Here is a 19,231-nt window from a genome sequence, read left to right as displayed (position 1 = left end):
TACCGGTGAGTAACAAACCGGTCGCGAGTGACCCGGAAGCGGGTGGGAGCGATCGGTCAGTGGTGCCGCAACCAGATGGCGATCATGCCCACGACGGTGAGCGCCACGATGATCCACGGCGCGAGCTTGTTGAGCACGAACTGCAGTGCGGTCAGCTGCTGCCCCGGGGCAACCACGTAGACGTCCGACCGCGACCCGGCGGCCAGGTCGAAGACAGCGGCGCCGATGACGATCACCGCTCCGATCACGAAGATCACCCACGGCGGGGCCCCGGCCGTGCTGTCGACACCCTGAGCGATGCCGGTCCAGCCGAGGAGGGCCACGAACATGCCCACCAGTCCCACCACGGCAACCGCGATCGCCACCAGGCGGCTGCGCTCGGCAGCGGCGCTGCCCGGCGCCACCGGCACGTGATCGGTACTCATGGATCGCTCACCAGCTCTCAACTGTCTCGGTGTCATACCACCGGGGCCGGTGGTGACGCCGACATTAGCGCCACCACCGGCCCCGGCGGGAGGATCTGACCTGCGCAGTGCGGTCCTACTGCTGGGTGGACGCGTCGCCCTGTGCGGCGTTGGCCAGCGTCTGGGCGACGGCGGGAGCCTCGGCCGAGTTTGCCGCGTGCGGGCCGTCGCTGGTGACGGCCTGGTGCCACAGCTGCACCGCGGTCAGCACCATCTGGGTCGTCGACTGCACGAGCGTCTTGACGTCGTCGGCCGCGGAGACCAGGTGCTCGCCGGTGACGATGAGGTTGCCGTTGGCCAGACCGGTCTTGACGATGTTGAGGCTCAACGACACGTCGTTGGCCGCGAGCAGCTGCTTGGTGATGTCCTGCGGGAGGTCGTCGGTGATCTGCCACTGACCGAAGACGCGCATCATGGCGGGCTCACCGTCGACGCAGCGCACGAAGAGCTGCTGGCCCTCGACCTTGTAGCTGACGTCGCCGTCGGCGTCGAGCTCGGGGCGGAAGCCCTCCTCCTGCAGTGCAGCCATCACGCGGGCCTGCAGCTGACCGTCGCCGGCGGGCGCGGCCGGCGCCGAGGCGGGCGGGGCGAAGTTGGGCAGAGAAGTCGGATCTGTCATGTGACCCACGCTACTTCACCGGCCACGCGACCAGCACTTCCCGGGGTCACGGCGGGCTGGGCGACTAACCTCTGCGGGTGCCCGAAACACCGACCGCCACCGCACGCACCTCCCCCGACGCCCCACCACCGCTGGGCGCGACCGCCGACGACGCGGGCGTGGAGTTCAGCGTGTATGGCGGCGCCGCCACCGGCGTCGAGGTGTGTCTCTTCGACGAGATCGGCGCCGAGCGGCGGGTGGCGCTGATCGAGCACGCTCACGGGATGTGGGCCGGCCACGTCCCGGGCATCGGGGTGGGTCAGCTCTACGGCTACCGGGCACGCGGTCCCTGGGACCCGGTCCGCGGCCACCGTTACAACTCCGCGAAGCTGCTTCTCGACCCCTACGCCCGCGGCATCGTAGGCGAAGTCGACTGGCGCCCGGAGGTTTTCGGGCACGCGGTCAGTGCCGACCTGTCCGGCGACGATGGCGTGCGAGATGACCGCGACAGTGCGCCATACGTCCCGCGCAGCGTGGTGGTGGGCAACGGCTTCGACTGGGGGGACGACCGACCGCCGCACACACCGTGGGACCGCACGGTGCTCTACGAGACCCATGTGCGCGGGCTGACCAAACAGCTGCCGGACGTGCCCGAACACCTGCGCGGCACGTATGCCGGAGTGGCGCATCCCACCACCGTCGCGCACCTGAGCAGACTCGGCGTGACGGCCGTGGAGCTGCTGCCGGTGCACGCGTTCACCTCCGAGCCGGAACTGGTGCGCCGGGGGCTGACCAATTACTGGGGCTACAACACACTCGGCTTCTTCGCCCCGCATCCGGCATACGCGTCGGCGCACACTCCGCAGGACGCGATCCACGAGTTCAAGGGCATGGTCAAGCTGCTCCACGAGGCGGGCCTGGAGGTGATCCTGGACGTCGTCTACAACCACACCTGCGAGCAGGGCAGCGATGCCGGCGCGACATTGTCCTGGCGCGGACTGTCGTCGGCCGGCTACTACCGGCTGGACGAGCGTGGCAACGACGTCGACGTCACCGGCTGCGGCAACACCCTCGACATGCGACACCCGGAAACCATTCGCATGGTGCTGGACTCGCTGCGCTACTGGGCGACCGAGATGCGGGTCGACGGCTTCCGCTTCGACCTGGCGCCCGCGCTCGCACGCGGTTCCGACGATGCGTTCCACCCCGACCATCCCTTCCTGATGGCGTTGCGCACCGACCCGGTGCTCTCCCGCGTCAAGCTGATCGCCGAGCCGTGGGACGTCGGTTCGCACGGTTGGCGGACCGGCCAGTTCCCGGCGCCGTTCGCCGACTGGAACGACCGCTTCCGGGACACCGTGCGCAGCTTCTGGCTGACCGACCTGGCAGCCGACCGGAACGGCCAGGCCGGTCACGGCGTGAGCGACCTCGGCACCCGGCTGGCCGGGTCAAGGGACCTCTTCGCGCCCCGGTCGCCCCTGGCCTCGATCAACATCGTCACCACGCACGACGGCTTCACCGCGGCCGACGTGACGGCATACAACAGCAAGCACAACGAGTCCAACGGCGAAGGAAACCGCGACGGCAACGACAACAACCGCTCCTGGAACTTCGGCGTCGAGGGCCACGAATCCGCCGGTGCGGACGTCGAGGCCGGCAGACGACGGGCCGTCCGCAACCTGCTGGCAACGATGTTCGTCTCCGCCGGCGTGCCGATGCTGCTCGGCGGCGACGAGTTCGGGCGCACCCAGCAGGGCAACAACAACGCCTACTGCCAGGACAACGAGATCAGTTGGTACGACTGGGATCTCGACGACGCGCAGCGCGACCTGGCCGACACCACGGCGTTCCTGACACAGTTCCGTGCCGCACACCCGGTGCTGCGTCAGCGCAACTTCTTCCCCGGCGACCCCATCGACGGCGACGCACCGGCAGCGTTGCACTGGCACGCCGCCGACGGCTCGATCATGACCGCGGCTCAGTGGAACGACGGGCGCACCCGCGTCCTGCAGGTCGTCTTCGACGGCTCCGACGTGGACGACGACCGGATCCTGCTGGTGCTGGGCGGCCAAGCGCAGGACACCGCCGTCCGGTTGCCCGCGCAGACCGGCGTCAGCACGTGGCAGCTGACCTGGGACAGCAGCTACGAAAGGCCCGACCAGCTGCCGAGCACCTCGGTCCCCGTCGGTGACGAGTTGCCGGTGCGGGCCGGGTCGTTCGCCATACTCGTCGGCGCGTGAGCAGCCAATCGAGAGGACCCCTTGATGACCGAGTGGACCCGGAAATCAGGCCGATTTCCGGGTCCACTCGGTCGATATGGGGTCCTCTCGCTCAGGGGATCTGGTGGGTGGCGATGACGTTCCGGTACCAGTCGAAGCTGGCCTTCGGAGTGCGCTGCAGGGTGTCGTAGTCGACGTGCAGCAGCCCGAAGCGGGGCTGGTAACCACGCGCCCACTCGAAGTTGTCCATCAGTGACCAGACGTAGTAACCGCGGATGTCGATGCCTTTGTCCATCGCGTCCTTGACCGCCTTGAGGTGGTCCCCGACATACCGGATGCGATCCTGGTCGTCGATCCGCCCGTCGGGGCCGACGACGTCCGGACAGGCGATGCCGTTCTCGGTGATGTGGATCGGGGGCAGGGCATCGCCGTAGCGGTCCTGCAGCCAGGTCAGCAGCGCGGTGAACGCGCCGGCGTCGACCGGCCAGCCCATCTCGGTGAGGTATTCACCCTCGTGCAGCACCGACTCGAAGCCGAGGTCGGACGCGACCCGCTGCGCCGGATCCGCCACCTGGTGGGCGACCGCACGGGGACGACTCGGGAAGTAGAAGTTGACGCCGAGGAAGTCCAACGGCTGGGCGATCGTGCTCATGTCGTCACCGGCGATCCAGGAGAAGTCGGTGATCGGCGACCACACCTGCTTGCCGAGCTCGGGATAACTGCCGGCGAGAACGGGGTCGGTGAAGATCAGGTTGCCGATGAGCAGGTTGCGCTGGGCCGCTTCCAGATCGGCAGGCGATTCCGAAACCTGTTGCACCGACGCCAGATTGAGCGTGATGCCGACCTGCGCCCCGGGGACCGACGAGCGGATCCGCTGCGCCGCGAGCCCGTGGCCGAGAAGCAGGTGGTGTGCCGCCTTGAGCGCGCCCTCGCCCTCCTGGGCGCCCGGAGCGTGCACGCCGTCGGCATACCCCAGGATCGAGGAACAGAACGGCTCGTTGAGGGTGATCCACCGCTTCACCCGGTCGCCGAGGTGGTCGGCAGCGACGGCCGCGTAGGCGGCGAAGCGTTCGGCGGTGTCGCGCTCGCGCCAGCCACCGCGGTCCTCCAGCGCCTCGGGCAGATCCCAGTGGTAGAGGGTCACCGCCGGCTCGATGCCGGCGGCCAGCAGCTCGTCGACCAGCTCGTCATAGAACGCCAGGCCCGCCGGGTTGACGGGACCGTCGTCCGGCTTGATGCGCGGCCAGGCGAGTGAGAAGCGGTAGCTGTCCAAGCCCAGTTGCCGCATCAGCGCCACGTCCTCGGGGACCCGGTGATAGTGGTCGCAGGCGACATCGCCGGTCTCGCCGCGCTCCACCTTGCCGGGTGTGTGGCTGAAGGTGTCCCAGATCGACGGCCGCCGGCCGCCCTCGGCCACCGCGCCCTCGATCTGGTAGGACGCCGTCGCCGCTCCGAAGACGAAGTCGGCAGGAAACTGCACGGTCACGGGATGCTCCTCTGCTGTCGCAACTTACGCGGTTAAGTGTATGCCGGGAAGAGTCTCGTTCGTCAGCTCTTCGTCAGGGTGCCGGCCGGACGGGTGCGCTGCTGCCGCGAACCTCCAGCCGCGAGCGCGGCACCTGCACCTGTCCCGGGTCTGCTCCGGCGACCAGGTCCAGCAGCGCCGTGGCCGCCTGCCGTCCGTAGGCCTGGTTGTCCCGGGACAGCGCGGTCAGTTGCGGGTCGACGGCTCGCGTCAACGGCGAGTCGTCCCAGCTGACCAGTGAGACGTCGCCGGGAACGGACAGCGCGGTCTCGCGGAGCGCGCGGAGTGCGGCGACCGCCATGTGGTCGTTGCCCAGGATCAGCGCACTGGGGCGGTCCGGCGCCGCGAACAGCCGGCGCACGGCGGCGGTGGCGGAGTCGGGCGCGTAGCTGCCCTCGACGGTCTCGACGCGGATGCCGTGCCGGCGGGCGGCGGTGCGTATGCCGCGTTGGCGGGCCCGTTCGTGCGCGAACGCCCGCGGGCCGCTGACGTGCGCCAGGTGCCGGTGGCCGAGCGCCGCGAGATGGTCGACGATGAGCGCACTGTCGGCGGCCTGGTCGGTCCAGATGCACGGCATCGAGCCACTCTGCCGTGGGCCACCGCAGAGCACCGCGGGCAGGCCGATCTGCTGGACCGCCGGTATTCGCTCGTCACGATAGCGTTCGTCGACCAGGATGACCCCGTCGATCCGTCCCTCACCCCACCACCGGCGGTAGGTCTCCACCTCGACCGCCGGCGCGTCCCCGATCACCCGCAGCAGCAGGCTCCAGCCATGCTCGACCAGCACGCTCTCGACCCCGGCCAGGAACTCGAAGAAGAACGAGTCGACGGCGAAGGACTCCGCGGCACGCGACAGTGCCAGACCGATGACCTTGATCCCCGATCCGCTGAGCGCACGGGCGCTCGCGCTCGGGTGCCAGCCCAGGTCGACCGCGAGGTCCAGCACCCGGGCACGGGTCTCGGCCGCGACACCGGGCTGACCGTTGAGCGCATAGGAGACCGCCGCACGCGAGATGCCGAGCCGTCGGGCGATGTCGGCCATCGTCGCCTTGTGCGCCATACGCTCCTGCATCGTCCGGCCCGGTCAGTGCGTCTTGTTCCGGCGCAGCCACCACAGGCCGAGGATCGGCAGGATCAACGGCACGTAGCCGTAGCCCTGGCCGAACCTGGACCAGACGGTCGTGTCACCGGCGCTGCCTTGTGCCACGAAGGCGGCCCGGTCGGCATACGACCAGATGCCGACGGCGAGGACGCCGAAGAGTTCGAAACTGATCGTGGCCAGGGCCACCCGCGCGCTGGCCCGGTCGCCACGGGCGAGTGCGACCGTCGCGACCAGGTAGACGACCGCGGCCACGGCCGAGAGCCAGTAGGGCAGGTGCTGGTCGGGCCACGTCTGCGCGATCTGCATGATCGAGCGGCCGGTCGCGGCGAGACCGAGCAGGCCGTAGACCGCGACCAGCATCCGGCCGGGACCGCTGTTGATCCCGGTCCTCCCGCCCGCGCGCTTCGTGGAGCGCGCTGCGAGCTTGTCGAGTGTGTTCATGATCCGTTCCAGAGTTGCAGCAGCCGGGCGACCATCACCAGCAGGCCGAGCGTCGCCACCAGCAGCACGCCGGTCCCCCACCGGGATTCGCGTTCGGCGATCGCCCAGAATCCCGCCACCGGCAGCACACACACCAGGCCGGCCAGGTAGGCGATGAACAGCCCCTTGGACATGTGCGCATCGGCGTCCCCCAGGCGGACGATCCCGACCACCAGTTGCGCGATGACCGCCAGTTCGGCCGCGCAGGCGAGGTAGAACATCGGGTTGTCGACCGCGCGGCCGCGCACGGTGAGGTACGCCGCGTCAATGGCCAACACCGCGAGCAATGCGATAAGCACAGTGGTGAGGGGCAGCAGCACCCGAACATCGTACGGACCCGGCGGCGTCGCCCACGACGCAGCCGAGTCCGACCATGATGACGGAGGCAGCCGTCCGGCGCCGGAGGGCGATCGAGCGACATTCGAGCGTCACCCGGCACCATGACCGAAGACAACGACACGAGGAGCACACGAATGGTGCGATGGCAGCAAGTGACGGCCGCGGCGACCGCGGGATCGATCGTGGGGCTGGCGATGCGTGACCTGGCGCAGCGGCAGCACGCGGTCCTGCGCAACTACCCCGTGGTCGGCCATCTGCGCTACTTGCTCGAGGACATCCGTCCGGAGATCCAGCAGTACTTCATCGAGCGCAACTGGGACGGCCGGCCGTTCGACCGCGACACCCGCTCGATCATCTACCAGCGGGCGAAGGGCACCCACGGCGAGCAACCGTTCGGCACCGAGCGCGATGTCGACCAGGCCGGTTACGAGGCGCTGGTGCACTCGACCGCTCCGTTGGAGAAGCCGGACGCTCCACCGCGCGTGCGGGTCGGTGGACCGGACTGCGCCAAGCCCTACGACATGTCCCTGCTGAACGTCTCGGCGATGAGCTTCGGCGCCTTGTCGGCCAACGCGATCCGGGCGCTCAACAAGGGTGCGCAGCTCGGCGGCTTCGCACATGACACCGGCGAGGGGGGCCTGACGCCATACCACCAGGAGTTCGGTGGCGATCTGGTCTGGGAGATCGGTTCAGGCTATTTCGGCACGCGGACCAAGGACGGTGACTTCGACCCCGAGCAGTTCCGCGACAAGGCGTCCGACGACCAGGTGAAGTGCGTCTCGCTGAAGCTCAGCCAGGGTGCCAAGCCGGGCATCGGCGGGGTGCTGCCCGCGGCCAAGGTCACCGCCGAGATCGCGCAGTTCCGCGGCGTGCCCGAGGGCGAGAAGTGCGTCAGTCCGGCGCGGCACAAGGTGTTCGACACGCCGGTGGAACTCATCGAGTTCATCGCCCGCATGCGCGAGCTGAGCGGCGGCAAACCCGCCGGCTTCAAGCTGTGCGTCGGTTCGCGACGGGACGTGCTGGCGATCTGCAAGGCGATCCGCGAGGTCGGCACCGCGCCCGACTTCATCATCGTGGACGGCTCGGAGGGCGGCACCGGTGCCGCACCGCTCGAATACGAGGACCACGTCGGTATGCCGCTCACCCACGGCCTGATGACGGTGCACAACGCACTGGTCGGCACGGGCCTGCGGGACGACATCAAGCTGGGCGCCAGCGGCAAGATCGCCGGTGGCGCGGACATCGTCAAGCGCCTCATCCAGGGTGCGGACTACACCAACTCGGCGCGCGCCATGATGATGGCCGTGGGTTGCATCCAGGCGCAGGAGTGCCACACCGGCAAATGCCCCGTCGGTGTCGCGACCCAGAGCAAACGGCGCGCCCGTGGGCTCGACGTGCCGACCAAGAGCGAGCGCGTGCACCGCTACCATCGGGCGACCGTCGAGCAGGCCGCCCAGATCATGGCGACGCTGGGCGTGCGGGAGCCGCACGAGCTCAGCCCGCACATGTTGCGGCACAACATCTCACCGCAGGAGAGTCGCAGCTACGCCGAGCTGTTCACCTGGTTGCAGCCCGGTGAGCTGCTGCAGGGTGCGCCGCACTCGTGGGCCGCGGACTGGCAGGCCGCCAGCGCCGACAGCTTCAGTCCGCAGCTGTCCACCTATCGCGCCGGGGAAGGACGGTCGGCCTGAGCCGGCCGACCTGACCGAGAGGAGTAGGGACTGACCGAGAGGAGTACGAAATCGGCTCGATTGCGTACTCCTCTCGGTCGCTGGGTGCTCCTCTCGGTCGGGCGGCGTCAGGCGTTGACGACCAGGCCGAGCTCGGCGACGTCCGCCAGACCCGCGTGGCGCGGCAGCACCCGCACGCTGTAGCCGAAGGCACCGGTGCGGTTGAGCGTCACGGCCCCCTCGAAGCGGGCCCGGCCGTCGCCGAGGTCCTCCACCGGGTAGAGCTCGGTGAGGTCGATGTCGTGCAGGTCGTCGGTGTCGGTCGCCCGGCCGTGCACCACCTGCACCAGCACCTGCTCGGGACGTAGCCCACCGAGGGCGACATACGCCCGCACGGTCAGCCGTTCGCCGAGCAGCGGGGTGTCGGTGACGCCGTCCGCCTCGACGTGCTCGATCTGCACGTTCTCGAACGCCTCGCGCGCCCGCGCACTGTATGCCGCCAGGTCCTTCGCGAGGCCGAAGTCGTCCGCGGCGGCGGCGCGTCCGGCGATCGCGGCCGGGGTGTAGAGCCTGGTGGTGTAATCACGGACCATCCGGGTGGCGAGCACCTTCGGACCCAGCACCGCCAGCGTGTGCTCGACCATCTCCAGCCACCGCTGCGGGACGCCCTGCGTGTCGGTGTCGTAGAAGCGGGCCGCGACCTGGTGCTCGATCAGGTCGTAGAGCGCGGCCGCCTCCAGGTCGTCCCGTCGCTCCGGGTCCATCCGTGAGCTGCCGGTGTCGTGCGCCGGGTCCGCGGAGGGAATGGCCCAGCCGTTGCTGCCGTCGAACCACTCGTCCCACCAGCCGTCCAGGATCGAGAGGTTGAGGCCGCCGTTGAGCGCCGCCTTCATGCCGGAAGTGCCGGAGGCCTCGTAGGGCCGCAGCGGGTTGTTCAGCCACACGTCGACGCCGGGCATCAGCACCTGCGCCATCTGCATGTCGTAGTTGGGCAGGAAGACGATCCGGTGCCGCAGCTTGGGGTCGTCGGTGAACTGCACCATCTCCTGGATGAGCTTCTTGCCGGTCTCGTCGGCCGGGTGCGACTTGCCGGCGATCACCAGCTGCACGGGGCGTTCGGGGTCCAGCAGCAGCGTGGCCAGCCGCTCGGGGTCGCGCAGCATCAGCGTCAGTCGCTTGTATGTCGGCACCCGCCGCGCGAAACCGATGGTCAGCACGTCCGGGTCGAGCAGCGTCTCCACCCAACCCAGCTCGGCGTCGCTGGCACCGCGGAACTGCGCAGAGGCACGCACCCGCTCGCGCACGTCCAGCACCAGCTGTCGACGCAGCTCACGCTTGACGGCCCACAGCTCGGCACGCGGCACGCGGCCCACCCGGTCCCAACCGATCGCTTCGCGGACGTCGGTCTCACCGAGGTACTTGCGACCCAACTCGATGACCTTGGGATCCATCCAGGTCGGGGCGTGAACACCGTTGGTGATACTGGTGATCGGGACCTCAGCGTCGTCGAAACCGGGCCACAGCTGGTCGAACATCGAGCGACTGACCACGCCGTGCAACTGCGAGACGCCGTTGCTGCGCTGCGCCATCCGCAGGCCCAGCACCGCCATGTTGAAGATGCCGTCCTGGCCGCCCTCGTAGTCCTCGGCGCCCAGCGGCAGGATCTGCTCGACCGGCACCCCGGCCAGCTCGGCCGACCCGGTGAAGTGCGAGCGCACCAGCTGGGCGTCGAAGCGGTCGATGCCGGCCGGCACCGGGGTGTGGGTGGTGAAGACGTTGCTGGCCCGCACCGCGCGGCGGGCCTGGTCCACGTCGAGACCGCGGGAGGTGACCAGTTCGCTGATCCGTTCCATCGACAGGAAGCCGGCGTGACCCTCGTTGCAGTGATAGACCTCCGGCTCCGCGGCGCCGGTCAACCGGCTCCACGCACGCAGTGCGCGTACGCCGCCGATGCCCAGCAGCATCTCCTGCTGCAGTCGCTGGTCGCCGCCCCCGCCATACAGCCGGGAGGTGAGCTCGCGCGCGGACGGATCATTGGCCTCCACGTCCGAGTCCAGCAGCAGCAACGGGACCCGGCCGACCTGGGCGCGCCAGACCCGGGCGTGCAGGATGCGGTCCTCGGGCAGGGCGAGGGTGATGTCCACCGGAGTGCCGTCGGCCTCGCGCAGCAGGGTCAGCGGCAGGTCGTCGGGGTCCAGCAGCGGGTAGGTCTCCAACTGCCAGCCGTCGGCGGACAACTTCTGACTGAAGTAGCCCTCCTTGTAGAACAGCCCGATGCCCACGATCGGCACGCCGAGATCGCTGGCCGACTTCAGGTGGTCACCGGCCAGGATGCCCAGGCCCCCGGAATACTGCGGCAGCACGTGGGTGATGCCGAACTCGGCGCTGAAGTAGGCGATGGACGCCGGCGCCTGCTGGTCCTGGCGTCCGCACTCCTGGCCGAACTCGTCGTACCAGGCGGGTGCGGTCAGGTATGTCGTCAGGCCGTCCGCCGCGGCGCGCACCCGGGCGACGAACTCGGCGTCGGCGGCCAGGGCGGCCAGCCGCTGCGGGCTCAGCCCGGCGAGCAGCGCGACCGGATCGCCGTGGACGCGTTCCCAGACGATCGGGTCCATGTCCCGGAACAGGTCACGGGTGCGGCGGTGCCACGACCAGCGCAGGTTGGTCGCGAGGTCCGACAACGGGGCCAGCTGCTCGGGCAGAGCGGTGCGGACGTTGAAACGACGAATGGCTCTCACGTCACCGATGGTAGGGGCGCACGCCCCGCATGCGAATTTCACTGCGCGGTGTTCCGGCCCTGCCGCGCGCCGGCCGGCGGTCACTGCGCGACAGGTGTCCGCAACGGCTGCCCATTGTGTAGCGTCGCTCAGGTGACTGATCAGCAGCCGGCCGCTGCAGTGCGGCCGACCTCCAGCCGAGCCACGGCGCCGTCGGGCGGTCCCCTCCGACCGGTCGGGCGCATCCCGGTCGTCGATGTGCGACCAGCCGTCGACGGCGGTGCGTTCGCCACCAAATCCGTTGTCGGTGAGAGCTTTCCGCTGACCGCGACGGTGTTCCGCGAGGGACACGACGCGGTGAACGCGACAGCGGCGCTGACCGACCCCGACGGCGGTGTGCATCACGTGCCGATGACGTGCACCAACCCCGGGCTGGATGCCTGGCGGTGCGAGGTGAGCGCCGACCGTCCCGGGGTGTGGTCCTACTGTGTCGAGGGCTGGTCGGATCCGTACGCCACCTGGACCCACGACGCCGTGATCAAGATCGCAGCCGAGGTCGACGTGGAGGTCATGCTCGAGGAGGGCGCCCGCCTGCTGGAGCGTGCGCTGCGCGAGGTGCGCCACGGCCGCGCCGACGCTGCCGTCCTGACGGCCGCGGTCACCGGGCTGCGCGACGGCGAGCAGCCGGCGGGCACGCGGATCTCGGCCGGCACCTCCGGCGAGGTCCGGCGAGTGATGGCGGCCGCACCCCTGCGCGACTGGGTCAGCCCGAGCGCGTCATACACCTGGTGGGTGGAGCGCGACCGGGCGCTCACCGGCGCCTGGTACGAGATCTTCCCGCGCAGCGAGGGCGCCCAGCTGGACGAGAAGACCGGCACCTGGGTCTCCGGCACGCTGCGCACGGCCGCCGAGCGGCTGCCGGCGATCGCCGCGATGGGCTTCGACGTGGTCTACCTGACGCCGGTGCACCCGATCGGCCAGACCAACCGTAAGGGCCCCAACAACACCCTCACGGCCGGACCGGAGGACCCGGGGTCGCCCTACGCCATCGGCAGCGCGGACGGCGGCCACGATGCGATCCACCCCGATCTGGGCACTTTCGACGACTTCGACGCATTCGTCGCCGCCGCCACCGGGCAGGGCCTCGAGGTGGCACTCGACCTGGCGCTGCAGTGCTCCCCCGACCACCCCTGGGTCGCCGAGCACCCCGAGTGGTTCACCACGCGCGCCGACGGCTCGATCGCGTATGCCGAGAACCCGCCGAAGAAGTACCAGGACATCTATCCGGTCAACTTCGACAACGACCCCGACGGCATCTACGCCGAGGTCCGCCGGGTCGTCCAGGTGTGGATCGACCACGGCGTGCGCATCTTCCGGGTCGACAATCCGCACACGAAGCCGGTGGAGTTCTGGCAGTGGCTGATCGCCGATGTCGCCCGTGACCACCCCGACGTCGTGTGGCTGGCCGAGGCGTTCACCCGGCCCGCGATGATGGCGACGCTGGCGAAGGTCGGCTTCCAGCAGAGTTACACCTACTACGCGTGGCGCAACGGAGCCGCCGAACTACGCGAGTACGTCGAGGAACTCGCGCGCGACTCGGCGCCGTACATGCGGCCCAGCTTCTGGCCCACGACGCACGACATCCTCACGCCGTACATGCAGTACGGCGGCCCGACCGCGTGGAAGCTGCGCGCCGCGCTCGCGGCGACGTTGTCGCCGGCCTATGGCATCTATGCCGGCTACGAGCTGATCGAGCACGTCGCCCGCCCGGGCGCCGAGGAACAGATCGACAACGAGAAGTACCAGTACAAGGACCGGCAGTGGTCGCGCTATGAGGCCGGCGGTGACCGTGAGGGACAGTCGCTCGCACCGTTCCTGACCCGGCTCAACCGGATCCGGCACGACCACCCGGCGCTGCACTGGCTGCGCAACATCACCTTCCATCACGTCGACGACGAGCAGATGCTGGCCTACTCCAAGAAGCACGGCGACGACGTGATCATCGTGGTCGCCAACACCGACCCGCACGCCACCCGCGAGTCCACGGTGCGACTGGACATGGGTGCGCTGGGTATGTCGCCGGGGGACCGCTTCGTCGCCCATGACCTGCTCAGCGGCGCCGACTGGCAATGGGGTGCGGACAATTACGTCCGACTCGGCCCCGACACCGAACCACTGCACATCGTCCATCTCAGGAGGTTCTGATCCATCGTGCCCGCTACAGGTTTCAACCTCCCGCAACCCGGTCTGCGCCACGATCCGCAGTGGTTCCGCAAGGCGGTCTTCTACGAGGTGCTGGTGCGCGCCTTCGGCGACTCCACCGGCAACGGCTCGGGTGACTTCGGTGGCCTGATCAACCGGCTGGACTACCTGCAGTGGCTCGGTGTCGACTGCCTGTGGATCCCGCCCTTCTATGCCTCACCGCTGCGCGACGGCGGTTACGACATCGCCGACTACAAGGCGGTGCTGCCGGAGTTCGGGACGCTGCCGGAGTTCACCGAGTTGGTGTCCCAGGCACACGCCCGCGGCATACGCATCGTGACCGACCTGGTCGTCAACCACACCAGCGACCAGCACCCGTGGTTCCAGGCCTCGCGCTCCGATCCCGAGGGGCCCTACGGCGATTACTACATGTGGTCCGACACCGACGAGCTGTATGCCGACGCGCGCATCATCTTCGTCGACACCGAGGTGTCCAACTGGACCTTCGACCCGGTCCGCCGGGAGTTCTTCTGGCACCGCTTCTTCTCCCACCAGCCCGATCTCAACTTCGAGAACGAGAAGGTGCACGAGGAGATCTTCGACATCGTCCGCTTCTGGATGGACCTGGGCATCGACGGATTCCGGCTGGACGCGATCCCCTACCTCTACATCGAGGAGGGCCACAACGGCGAGAACCACCCCAAGACACATGAATTCATCGCCAAGCTGCGGGCGATGGTCGACGAGGAGTACCCCGGACGGATGCTGCTCGCCGAGGCGAACCAGATGCCCGACGAGGTGGTGGACTACTTCGGCACCGAGGAGCGACCCGAGTGCCACATGTGCTTCCACTTCCCGATCATGCCGCGGCTCTACTACGCGTTGCGGGACGAGAAGGCCACCCGCATCAACGAAGTGATGGAGGAGACGCCCGCCATACCGCGCGGTGCGCAGTGGGGCACTTTCCTGCGCAACCACGACGAGCTGACCCTGGAGATGGTGACGCCGGACGAGCGCGCCGCGATGTACGGCTGGTACGCCCCTGATCCGCGCATGCGCGCCAACGTCGGCATCCGTCGGCGACTGGCCACCCTGCTGGACAACTCACGTGCCGAGACCGAGCTGATCCACGCGCTGCTGCTGTCGCTGCCGGGCTCCCCGTGCCTCTACTACGGCGACGAGATCGGCATGGGCGACAACATCTGGCTGGCCGACCGCGACGCGGTGCGCACCCCGATGCAGTGGTCGCCGGACCGCAACGCCGGCTTCTCCACCTCCGACCCCGGCAAGCTCTACTTGCCGGTGATCTCCAGCCTCGTCTACCACTACAACAACGTGAACGTCGAGGCGCAGATGGAGTCGACCTCCTCGCTGCTGCACTGGGTGCGCGAGATGCTCGCCATCCGCAAGCAGTATCCCGTCTTCGGCATCGGCGACTACCGCGCCGTGGCGGCGGACAACGATGCGATCCTGGCGTTCACCCGCACCGTCCACGACGAGGACGACCCCGATGACGAGATCGAGACGCGCACGGTGCTGTGCGTCAACAACGTGTCCAGCCGGCCGCAGTCGGTGACGGTGTCGCTGCCGGAGCAGTTCGCCGGCGTGCGCGTGCGAGACCTGTTCGGCGGCGGGCACTTCCCGCCGGTCGACGACGACGCGACCCTCACCCTGACCCTCGGCTCGCGCGACTTCTTCTGGCTCGCCCTGCAACTGCCGGTGAGGGACTGAGACGATGGCGATCCTCCACGCGGGCGCTTCACTGGTGCCGTCGAAACTCGAACTGCTCAGCGCCTGGATCGGCGAACGCCGTTGGTATGTCGGCAAGGGAAGCGACCCGCAACTGACCATGCTGGGCAGCTACCGCTTCGACGACTCGGCCGGCGAGGTAGGCGTCGAGGTCCACATCGTGCTCGACCAGTCCGGTCCGGCACCGGTGGTCTACCAGGTGCCGACGACCTACCGTTCCGCACCGCTGCCGGGTGCGGAGGCCGCCCTCGTCGGCGAGATGGAGCACTCGGCGCTGGGTCATCGGTGGGTCTACGACGGCTGCCACGACCCGGTTTTCGTGAACGCACTGCTGCGCACCATGATCACCGGCGGACAGCAGGCGGCGCTGGAGACGCACGACGTCGACAGCGGAGCGGTCGGTCAGCGGAAGTCGCCGGTCACGGTGCGCGGCAGCGGTTTTAGGCATGCCGCGGTGCCGCGGGTGCGCTCCGCGAAGGTTCTCTCCGGGGAGCAGTCCAACACCTCGATCATCGTGGAGTCCGACGAGGAACCGTTGATCATCAAGGTCTTCCGGGTGATCCACCCCGGAGACAACCCGGACGTCACCCTGCAGGCGGCGCTCAGCGAGGTCGGCAGCGAACGCGTGCCGCAGATGGTCGCCTCGCTGCGGGGTGACTGGCCGCTCGCCGACGGCAGCCGCGCGCAGGGCGATCTGGCCTTCGCCCAGGAGTTCCTTCCCGGCGTGCGGGACGCCTGGCGCGTGGCCGTGGAGGCGGCCGCCGAGAACGAGTCGTTCGCCGCGTCGGCCTACGCGCTGGGCGCGGCGACCGCCGAGGTGCACCACCAGCTCGCCGAAGTCATGCCGGTCGCGCCGAGCGGCCCGGAGTCGGTCGCCCGGCAGCTCGACGCCATCCGGCGGCGGTTCGCCGTCGCCGCCGAAGCGGTACCCGAGCTGCATCACCGGCAAGCCGAGTTCGACGCCCTGCTCGAGTCCGCGGCCGAAGCCGATTGGCCTGCGCTGCAACGCATCCACGGCGACCTGCACCTGGGTCAGGCGCTCGACGCACCCGAGCGCGGCTGGATCTTGCTCGACTTCGAGGGCGAGCCGCTGCGGCCACTGGCCGAACGCAACGAACCCGATGTGCCGTTGCGCGACATCGCCGGCATGTTGCGGTCCTTCGACTACGCGGCCGGATCGGTGGAGCACCACCAGCCGGGCACCGACCGCCGTGACTGGGCCACTCAGGCCCGCACCGCGTTCCTGGACGGGTATGCCGCCCAGAGCGGTGTCGACCTGGCGTCATACCGCCGGCTGATCGAGCTGTTCGAGATCGACAAGGCCGGGTACGAAGTGGTCTACGAGGTCCGCAACCGGCCGGACTGGCTCGACATCCCCCGCAGCGCGATCCTGCGATTACTGCCGACGAGGAGAAGCGACGTCATGACCGATGACCGAGGCGCCACTGAGGGCACCGGCACACAGGACACCGCCCTACGTCGCGAGGTAGCCGACGAACTGCTGGCCGGCCGCTACGGTGACCCGCACCGCCTGCTCGGCCCGCACACCGGCGAATCCAGCGCACTGGTCAGGGTTTTCCGTCCCTTGGCCCGCACCGTCCAGATCCAGACACCGGACGGGACCCGCACCGACCTGCAGCATGACTACGAAGGGCTGTGGAGCGGCGCGCTGCCGACCGCGGAGGTGCCCGACTACCGCGTGGTGACGACGTACGACGACGGTGTCGAGCACGTCAGCGACGACCCCTACCGTTTCCTGCCGACCCTCGGCGAGATCGACCTGCACCTGATCGGCGAAGGGCGGCACGAGCAGCTGTGGACCGTGCTCGGCTCGCACCTGCATCGCTACGACAGTCCGCAGGGCGCGGTCGAGGGCACCTCGTTCGCGGTGTGGGCACCCAACGCGCGTGGCGTGCGTCTGGTCGGCGACTTCAACACCTGGAACGCGCAGGCCCATCCGATGCGACGGCTCAGCGGCGGCGTCTGGGAGTTGTTCGTGCCGGGCGTCGGCGCCGGAACCCGCTACAAATACGACATTCTCGGACCGGACGGCATCTGGCGGGAGAAGGCTGACCCGTTGGCGCGACAGGCGGAGACCGCGCCGGCCACCGCATCGGTCGTCACGACGTCGAGCTACGAGTGGGGTGATGGCGCGTGGTTGCAGCAGCGTGCCGAGAGCGCCGCGCACCGGCGCCCGATGAGCATCTACGAGGTCCACCCGATGTCCTGGCGACAGGGCAAGTCGTGGCGCGAGCTGGCGGACGAACTCGTCTCCTACGTCAGCGAGCTCGGCTTCACGCACGTGGAGTTCATGCCGGTGATGGAACACCCCTATCCCCCGTCCTGGGGCTACCACGTCACCGGCTACTACGCACCCAACTCCCGGCTCGGCCACCCGGACGACTTCCGGTTCCTGGTGGACCGACTGCACCAGGCGGGCATCGGCGTCATCCTGGACTGGGTGCCGGGCCACTTCGCCACCGACGAGTGGGCGCTGGCGCGCTTCGACGGCACGGCGCTCTACGAGCACCCCGACCCGCGTCGGGGCTGGCATCCCGAATGGGGCTCGTACATCTTCGATTTCGGGCGTCCTCAGGTGCGCAACTTCCTGGTCGCCAACGCCGTCTACTGGATGCAGGAGTTCCATGTCGACGGCCTGCGGGTGGACGGCGTCGCGTCGATGCTCTACCTCGACTATTCGCGCAACGACGGCGAGTGGCTGCCCAACAAACACGGCGGCCGGGAGAACCTCGAAGCGGTGCAGTTGTTGCAGGAGACCAACGCCACGTCATACCGCCGGATGCCCGGCACGGTGATGATCGCCGAGGAATCCACGTCCTGGCCGGGAGTCACCAGGCCGACCAGCCACGACGGCCTCGGGTTCGGTTTCAAATGGAACATGGGGTGGATGCACGACTCGCTGGATTACGTGGCACAGCAACCGATCTATCGCCGTTACCACCACAACCGGATGACGTTCTCGCTCGTCTATGCGTGGGACGAGCAGTTCGTGCTGCCGATCAGCCACGACGAGGTGGTGCACGGCAAGGGATCGCTGCTGCGCAAGATGCCCGGCGACCGGTGGGAGCAACTCGCCGGCGTGCGCGCGTTCCTGGCCAACATGTGGAGCCATCCCGGCAAGCAACTGCTCTTCATGGGTTGCGAGTTCGGTCAGGAGTCGGAGTGGGCCGACGGACGCAGCCTGGATTGGTGGCTGCTGGACCACCCCGAGCACCTGGGTGTCGCGCACCTGGTGTCGGACCTCAACCGGTTCTACAAGGAACACCCGGCGCTCTGGCAGCTCGATCACGACCCGCACGGTTTCCAGTGGATCGACGCCAATGCCGCGGACGCAAACCTGTTCTCCTACCTCCGTTTCGACAGCTCCGAGCACGACGGCGACGTGGTCGCGGCGGTGCTCAACTTCAGCGGCGTCGAAGCCCGTGACGTGCGGGTCGGGCTGCCCCGCGAAGGCCGTTGGACGGAGCTGGTCAACACCGACGCCGAGCGGTACGGCGGCGCCAACCGCGGCAACCTCGGCGGCGTGGATGCGTCGGGCACACCGGCCGGTGGCCAGCCGTACTCCGCGCTGGTCACCATCCCGCCCCTGTCAGCGGTCTGGCTGACGCCGGAGACAAAGACGGCCTCGACGGGGGCGGCCGAGGCCGACTGACCGGATCAGGAGTATGCCCATCGCGCGCGATACACCGCGATTGGCATACTGCTGGCGCCTCGCGGGATCAGGAGTATGCCCAGCGCGCGGCATACACCGCGATCGGCATACTCCCGGCGTCTGGCCGGATCCGCAGTATGCCCAGCGCGCGGCATACACCGCGATCGGCATACTCCCGGCGTCTGGCCGGATCCGCAATATGCCCAGCGCGCGGCATACACCGCGATTGGCATACTGCTGGCGCCTCGCGGGATCAGGAGTATGCCCAGCGCGCGGCATACACCGCGATCGGCATACTCCGGGCGTCTCGCCGGATCCGCAGTATGCCCAGCGCGCGGCATACACCGCGATCGGCATACTCCCGGCGTCTGGCCGGATCCGCAGTATGCCCAGCGCGCGGCATACACCGCGATCGGCATACTCCGGGCGTCTCGCCCGCCGCACGCGCGCGAAAGCGCCACCCGGACGAACCGGGTGGCGCCTTCTCGTCGCT

General features: G+C 69.0%; 12 protein-coding genes. 5 read left to right on the top strand and 7 right to left on the bottom strand.

Annotated elements, in window-relative coordinates; translation table 11 throughout:
- Positions 1 to 56: 56 nt before the first annotated feature.
- Together ACYVBN_RS02725 and ACYVBN_RS02720 are read right to left on the bottom strand one after the other, a co-directional pair.
- Positions 57 to 425 (bottom strand): hypothetical protein, encoded by a 369-nt coding sequence (locus ACYVBN_RS02725; protein WP_460599179.1) that lies wholly within the window; start codon positions 423 to 425, stop codon positions 57 to 59.
- Between the two features lie 115 nt (positions 426 to 540).
- Positions 541 to 1,083 carry a hypothetical protein gene (locus ACYVBN_RS02720; protein ID WP_460599178.1) on the bottom strand — a complete coding sequence of 181 codons (543 nt, stop codon included), beginning with the start codon at positions 1,081 to 1,083 and terminating at the stop codon, positions 541 to 543.
- 77 nt (positions 1,084 to 1,160) lie between these two features.
- On the opposite strand from ACYVBN_RS02720, the gene glgX reads away from it, so the two are divergent.
- Entirely contained in the window at positions 1,161 to 3,302 is a 2,142-nt protein-coding gene (glgX, locus tag ACYVBN_RS02715; protein ID WP_460599177.1) for a glycogen debranching protein, read from the top strand.
- A 91-nt stretch (positions 3,303 to 3,393) separates the two neighbouring features.
- Here the strand turns inward: glgX and ACYVBN_RS02710 are convergent, their stop codons facing one another.
- The 4 genes from ACYVBN_RS02710 to ACYVBN_RS02695 all read right to left on the bottom strand — a co-directional run bounded on the left by ACYVBN_RS02710 (position 3,394) and on the right by ACYVBN_RS02695 (position 6,708).
- A complete protein-coding gene (locus ACYVBN_RS02710) occupies positions 3,394 to 4,767 on the bottom strand; it encodes a glycoside hydrolase family 1 protein (protein WP_460599176.1) in 1,374 nt (457 codons plus the stop codon).
- A gap of 73 nt (positions 4,768 to 4,840) precedes the next feature.
- Complete coding sequence (locus tag ACYVBN_RS02705; protein WP_460599175.1) at positions 4,841 to 5,866, bottom strand: LacI family DNA-binding transcriptional regulator; 1,026 nt, start codon at positions 5,864 to 5,866, stop codon at positions 4,841 to 4,843.
- Between the two features lie 24 nt (positions 5,867 to 5,890).
- On the bottom strand, positions 5,891 to 6,349 hold the full coding sequence (locus ACYVBN_RS02700) for a hypothetical protein (protein ID WP_440284126.1): 459 nt from the start codon (positions 6,347 to 6,349) through the stop codon (positions 5,891 to 5,893).
- Positions 6,346 to 6,708, bottom strand: a complete 363-nt coding sequence (locus ACYVBN_RS02695) for a hypothetical protein (protein ID WP_460599174.1) — start codon at positions 6,706 to 6,708, stop codon at positions 6,346 to 6,348. The genes ACYVBN_RS02700 and ACYVBN_RS02695 overlap by 4 nt, the downstream gene beginning before the upstream one ends.
- Positions 6,709 to 6,861: 153 nt before the next feature.
- Between ACYVBN_RS02695 and ACYVBN_RS02690 the strand changes: the two genes are divergently transcribed.
- Complete coding sequence (locus ACYVBN_RS02690) at positions 6,862 to 8,418, top strand: FMN-binding glutamate synthase family protein (RefSeq protein WP_440284124.1); 1,557 nt, start codon at positions 6,862 to 6,864, stop codon at positions 8,416 to 8,418.
- Between the two features lie 107 nt (positions 8,419 to 8,525).
- Here the strand turns inward: ACYVBN_RS02690 and glgP are convergent, their stop codons facing one another.
- On the bottom strand, positions 8,526 to 11,135 hold the full coding sequence (gene glgP, locus ACYVBN_RS02685) for an alpha-glucan family phosphorylase (RefSeq protein ID WP_440283512.1): 2,610 nt from the start codon (positions 11,133 to 11,135) through the stop codon (positions 8,526 to 8,528).
- A 132-nt stretch (positions 11,136 to 11,267) separates the two neighbouring features.
- On the opposite strand from glgP, the gene ACYVBN_RS02680 reads away from it, so the two are divergent.
- From ACYVBN_RS02680 to glgB, 3 genes are read left to right on the top strand one after another with little or no spacing between them, the layout of a single operon-like run.
- The gene (locus ACYVBN_RS02680; RefSeq protein WP_460599173.1) at positions 11,268 to 13,319 is read left to right on the top strand and encodes an alpha-1,4-glucan--maltose-1-phosphate maltosyltransferase; all 2,052 of its coding nucleotides are present in this window, start codon (positions 11,268 to 11,270) and stop codon (positions 13,317 to 13,319) included.
- Positions 13,320 to 13,325: 6 nt separating this feature from the next.
- On the top strand, positions 13,326 to 15,047 hold the full coding sequence (gene treS / locus ACYVBN_RS02675) for a maltose alpha-D-glucosyltransferase (RefSeq protein ID WP_460599172.1): 1,722 nt from the start codon (positions 13,326 to 13,328) through the stop codon (positions 15,045 to 15,047).
- A gap of 4 nt (positions 15,048 to 15,051) precedes the next feature.
- The gene (gene glgB, locus ACYVBN_RS02670) at positions 15,052 to 18,738 is read left to right on the top strand and encodes a 1,4-alpha-glucan branching protein GlgB (protein ID WP_460599171.1); all 3,687 of its coding nucleotides are present in this window, start codon (positions 15,052 to 15,054) and stop codon (positions 18,736 to 18,738) included.
- The last annotated feature ends 493 nt before the right edge of the window (positions 18,739 to 19,231 follow it).

Source organism: Flexivirga lutea, assembly GCF_054778955.1.
The sequence above is the reverse complement of the archived record's forward strand: the minus strand, read 5'-3'. Positions and strand labels throughout refer to the sequence as shown.

Excerpts from the sequence above, each read along its gene's own strand:
- ACYVBN_RS02725 (WP_460599179.1), bottom strand. The coding sequence starts at position 425 with ATGAGTACCGATCACGTGCCGGTGGCGCCGGGCAGCGCCGCTGCCGAG.
- ACYVBN_RS02720 (WP_460599178.1), bottom strand. The coding sequence starts at position 1,083 with ATGACAGATCCGACTTCTCTGCCCAACTTCGCCCCGCCCGCCTCGGCG.
- ACYVBN_RS02705 (WP_460599175.1), bottom strand. The coding sequence starts at position 5,866 with ATGGCGCACAAGGCGACGATGGCCGACATCGCCCGACGGCTCGGCATC.
- ACYVBN_RS02700 (WP_440284126.1), bottom strand. The coding sequence starts at position 6,349 with ATGAACACACTCGACAAGCTCGCAGCGCGCTCCACGAAGCGCGCGGGC.
- ACYVBN_RS02690 (WP_440284124.1), top strand. The coding sequence starts at position 6,862 with ATGGTGCGATGGCAGCAAGTGACGGCCGCGGCGACCGCGGGATCGATC.
- glgB (WP_460599171.1), top strand. The coding sequence starts at position 15,052 with ATGGCGATCCTCCACGCGGGCGCTTCACTGGTGCCGTCGAAACTCGAA.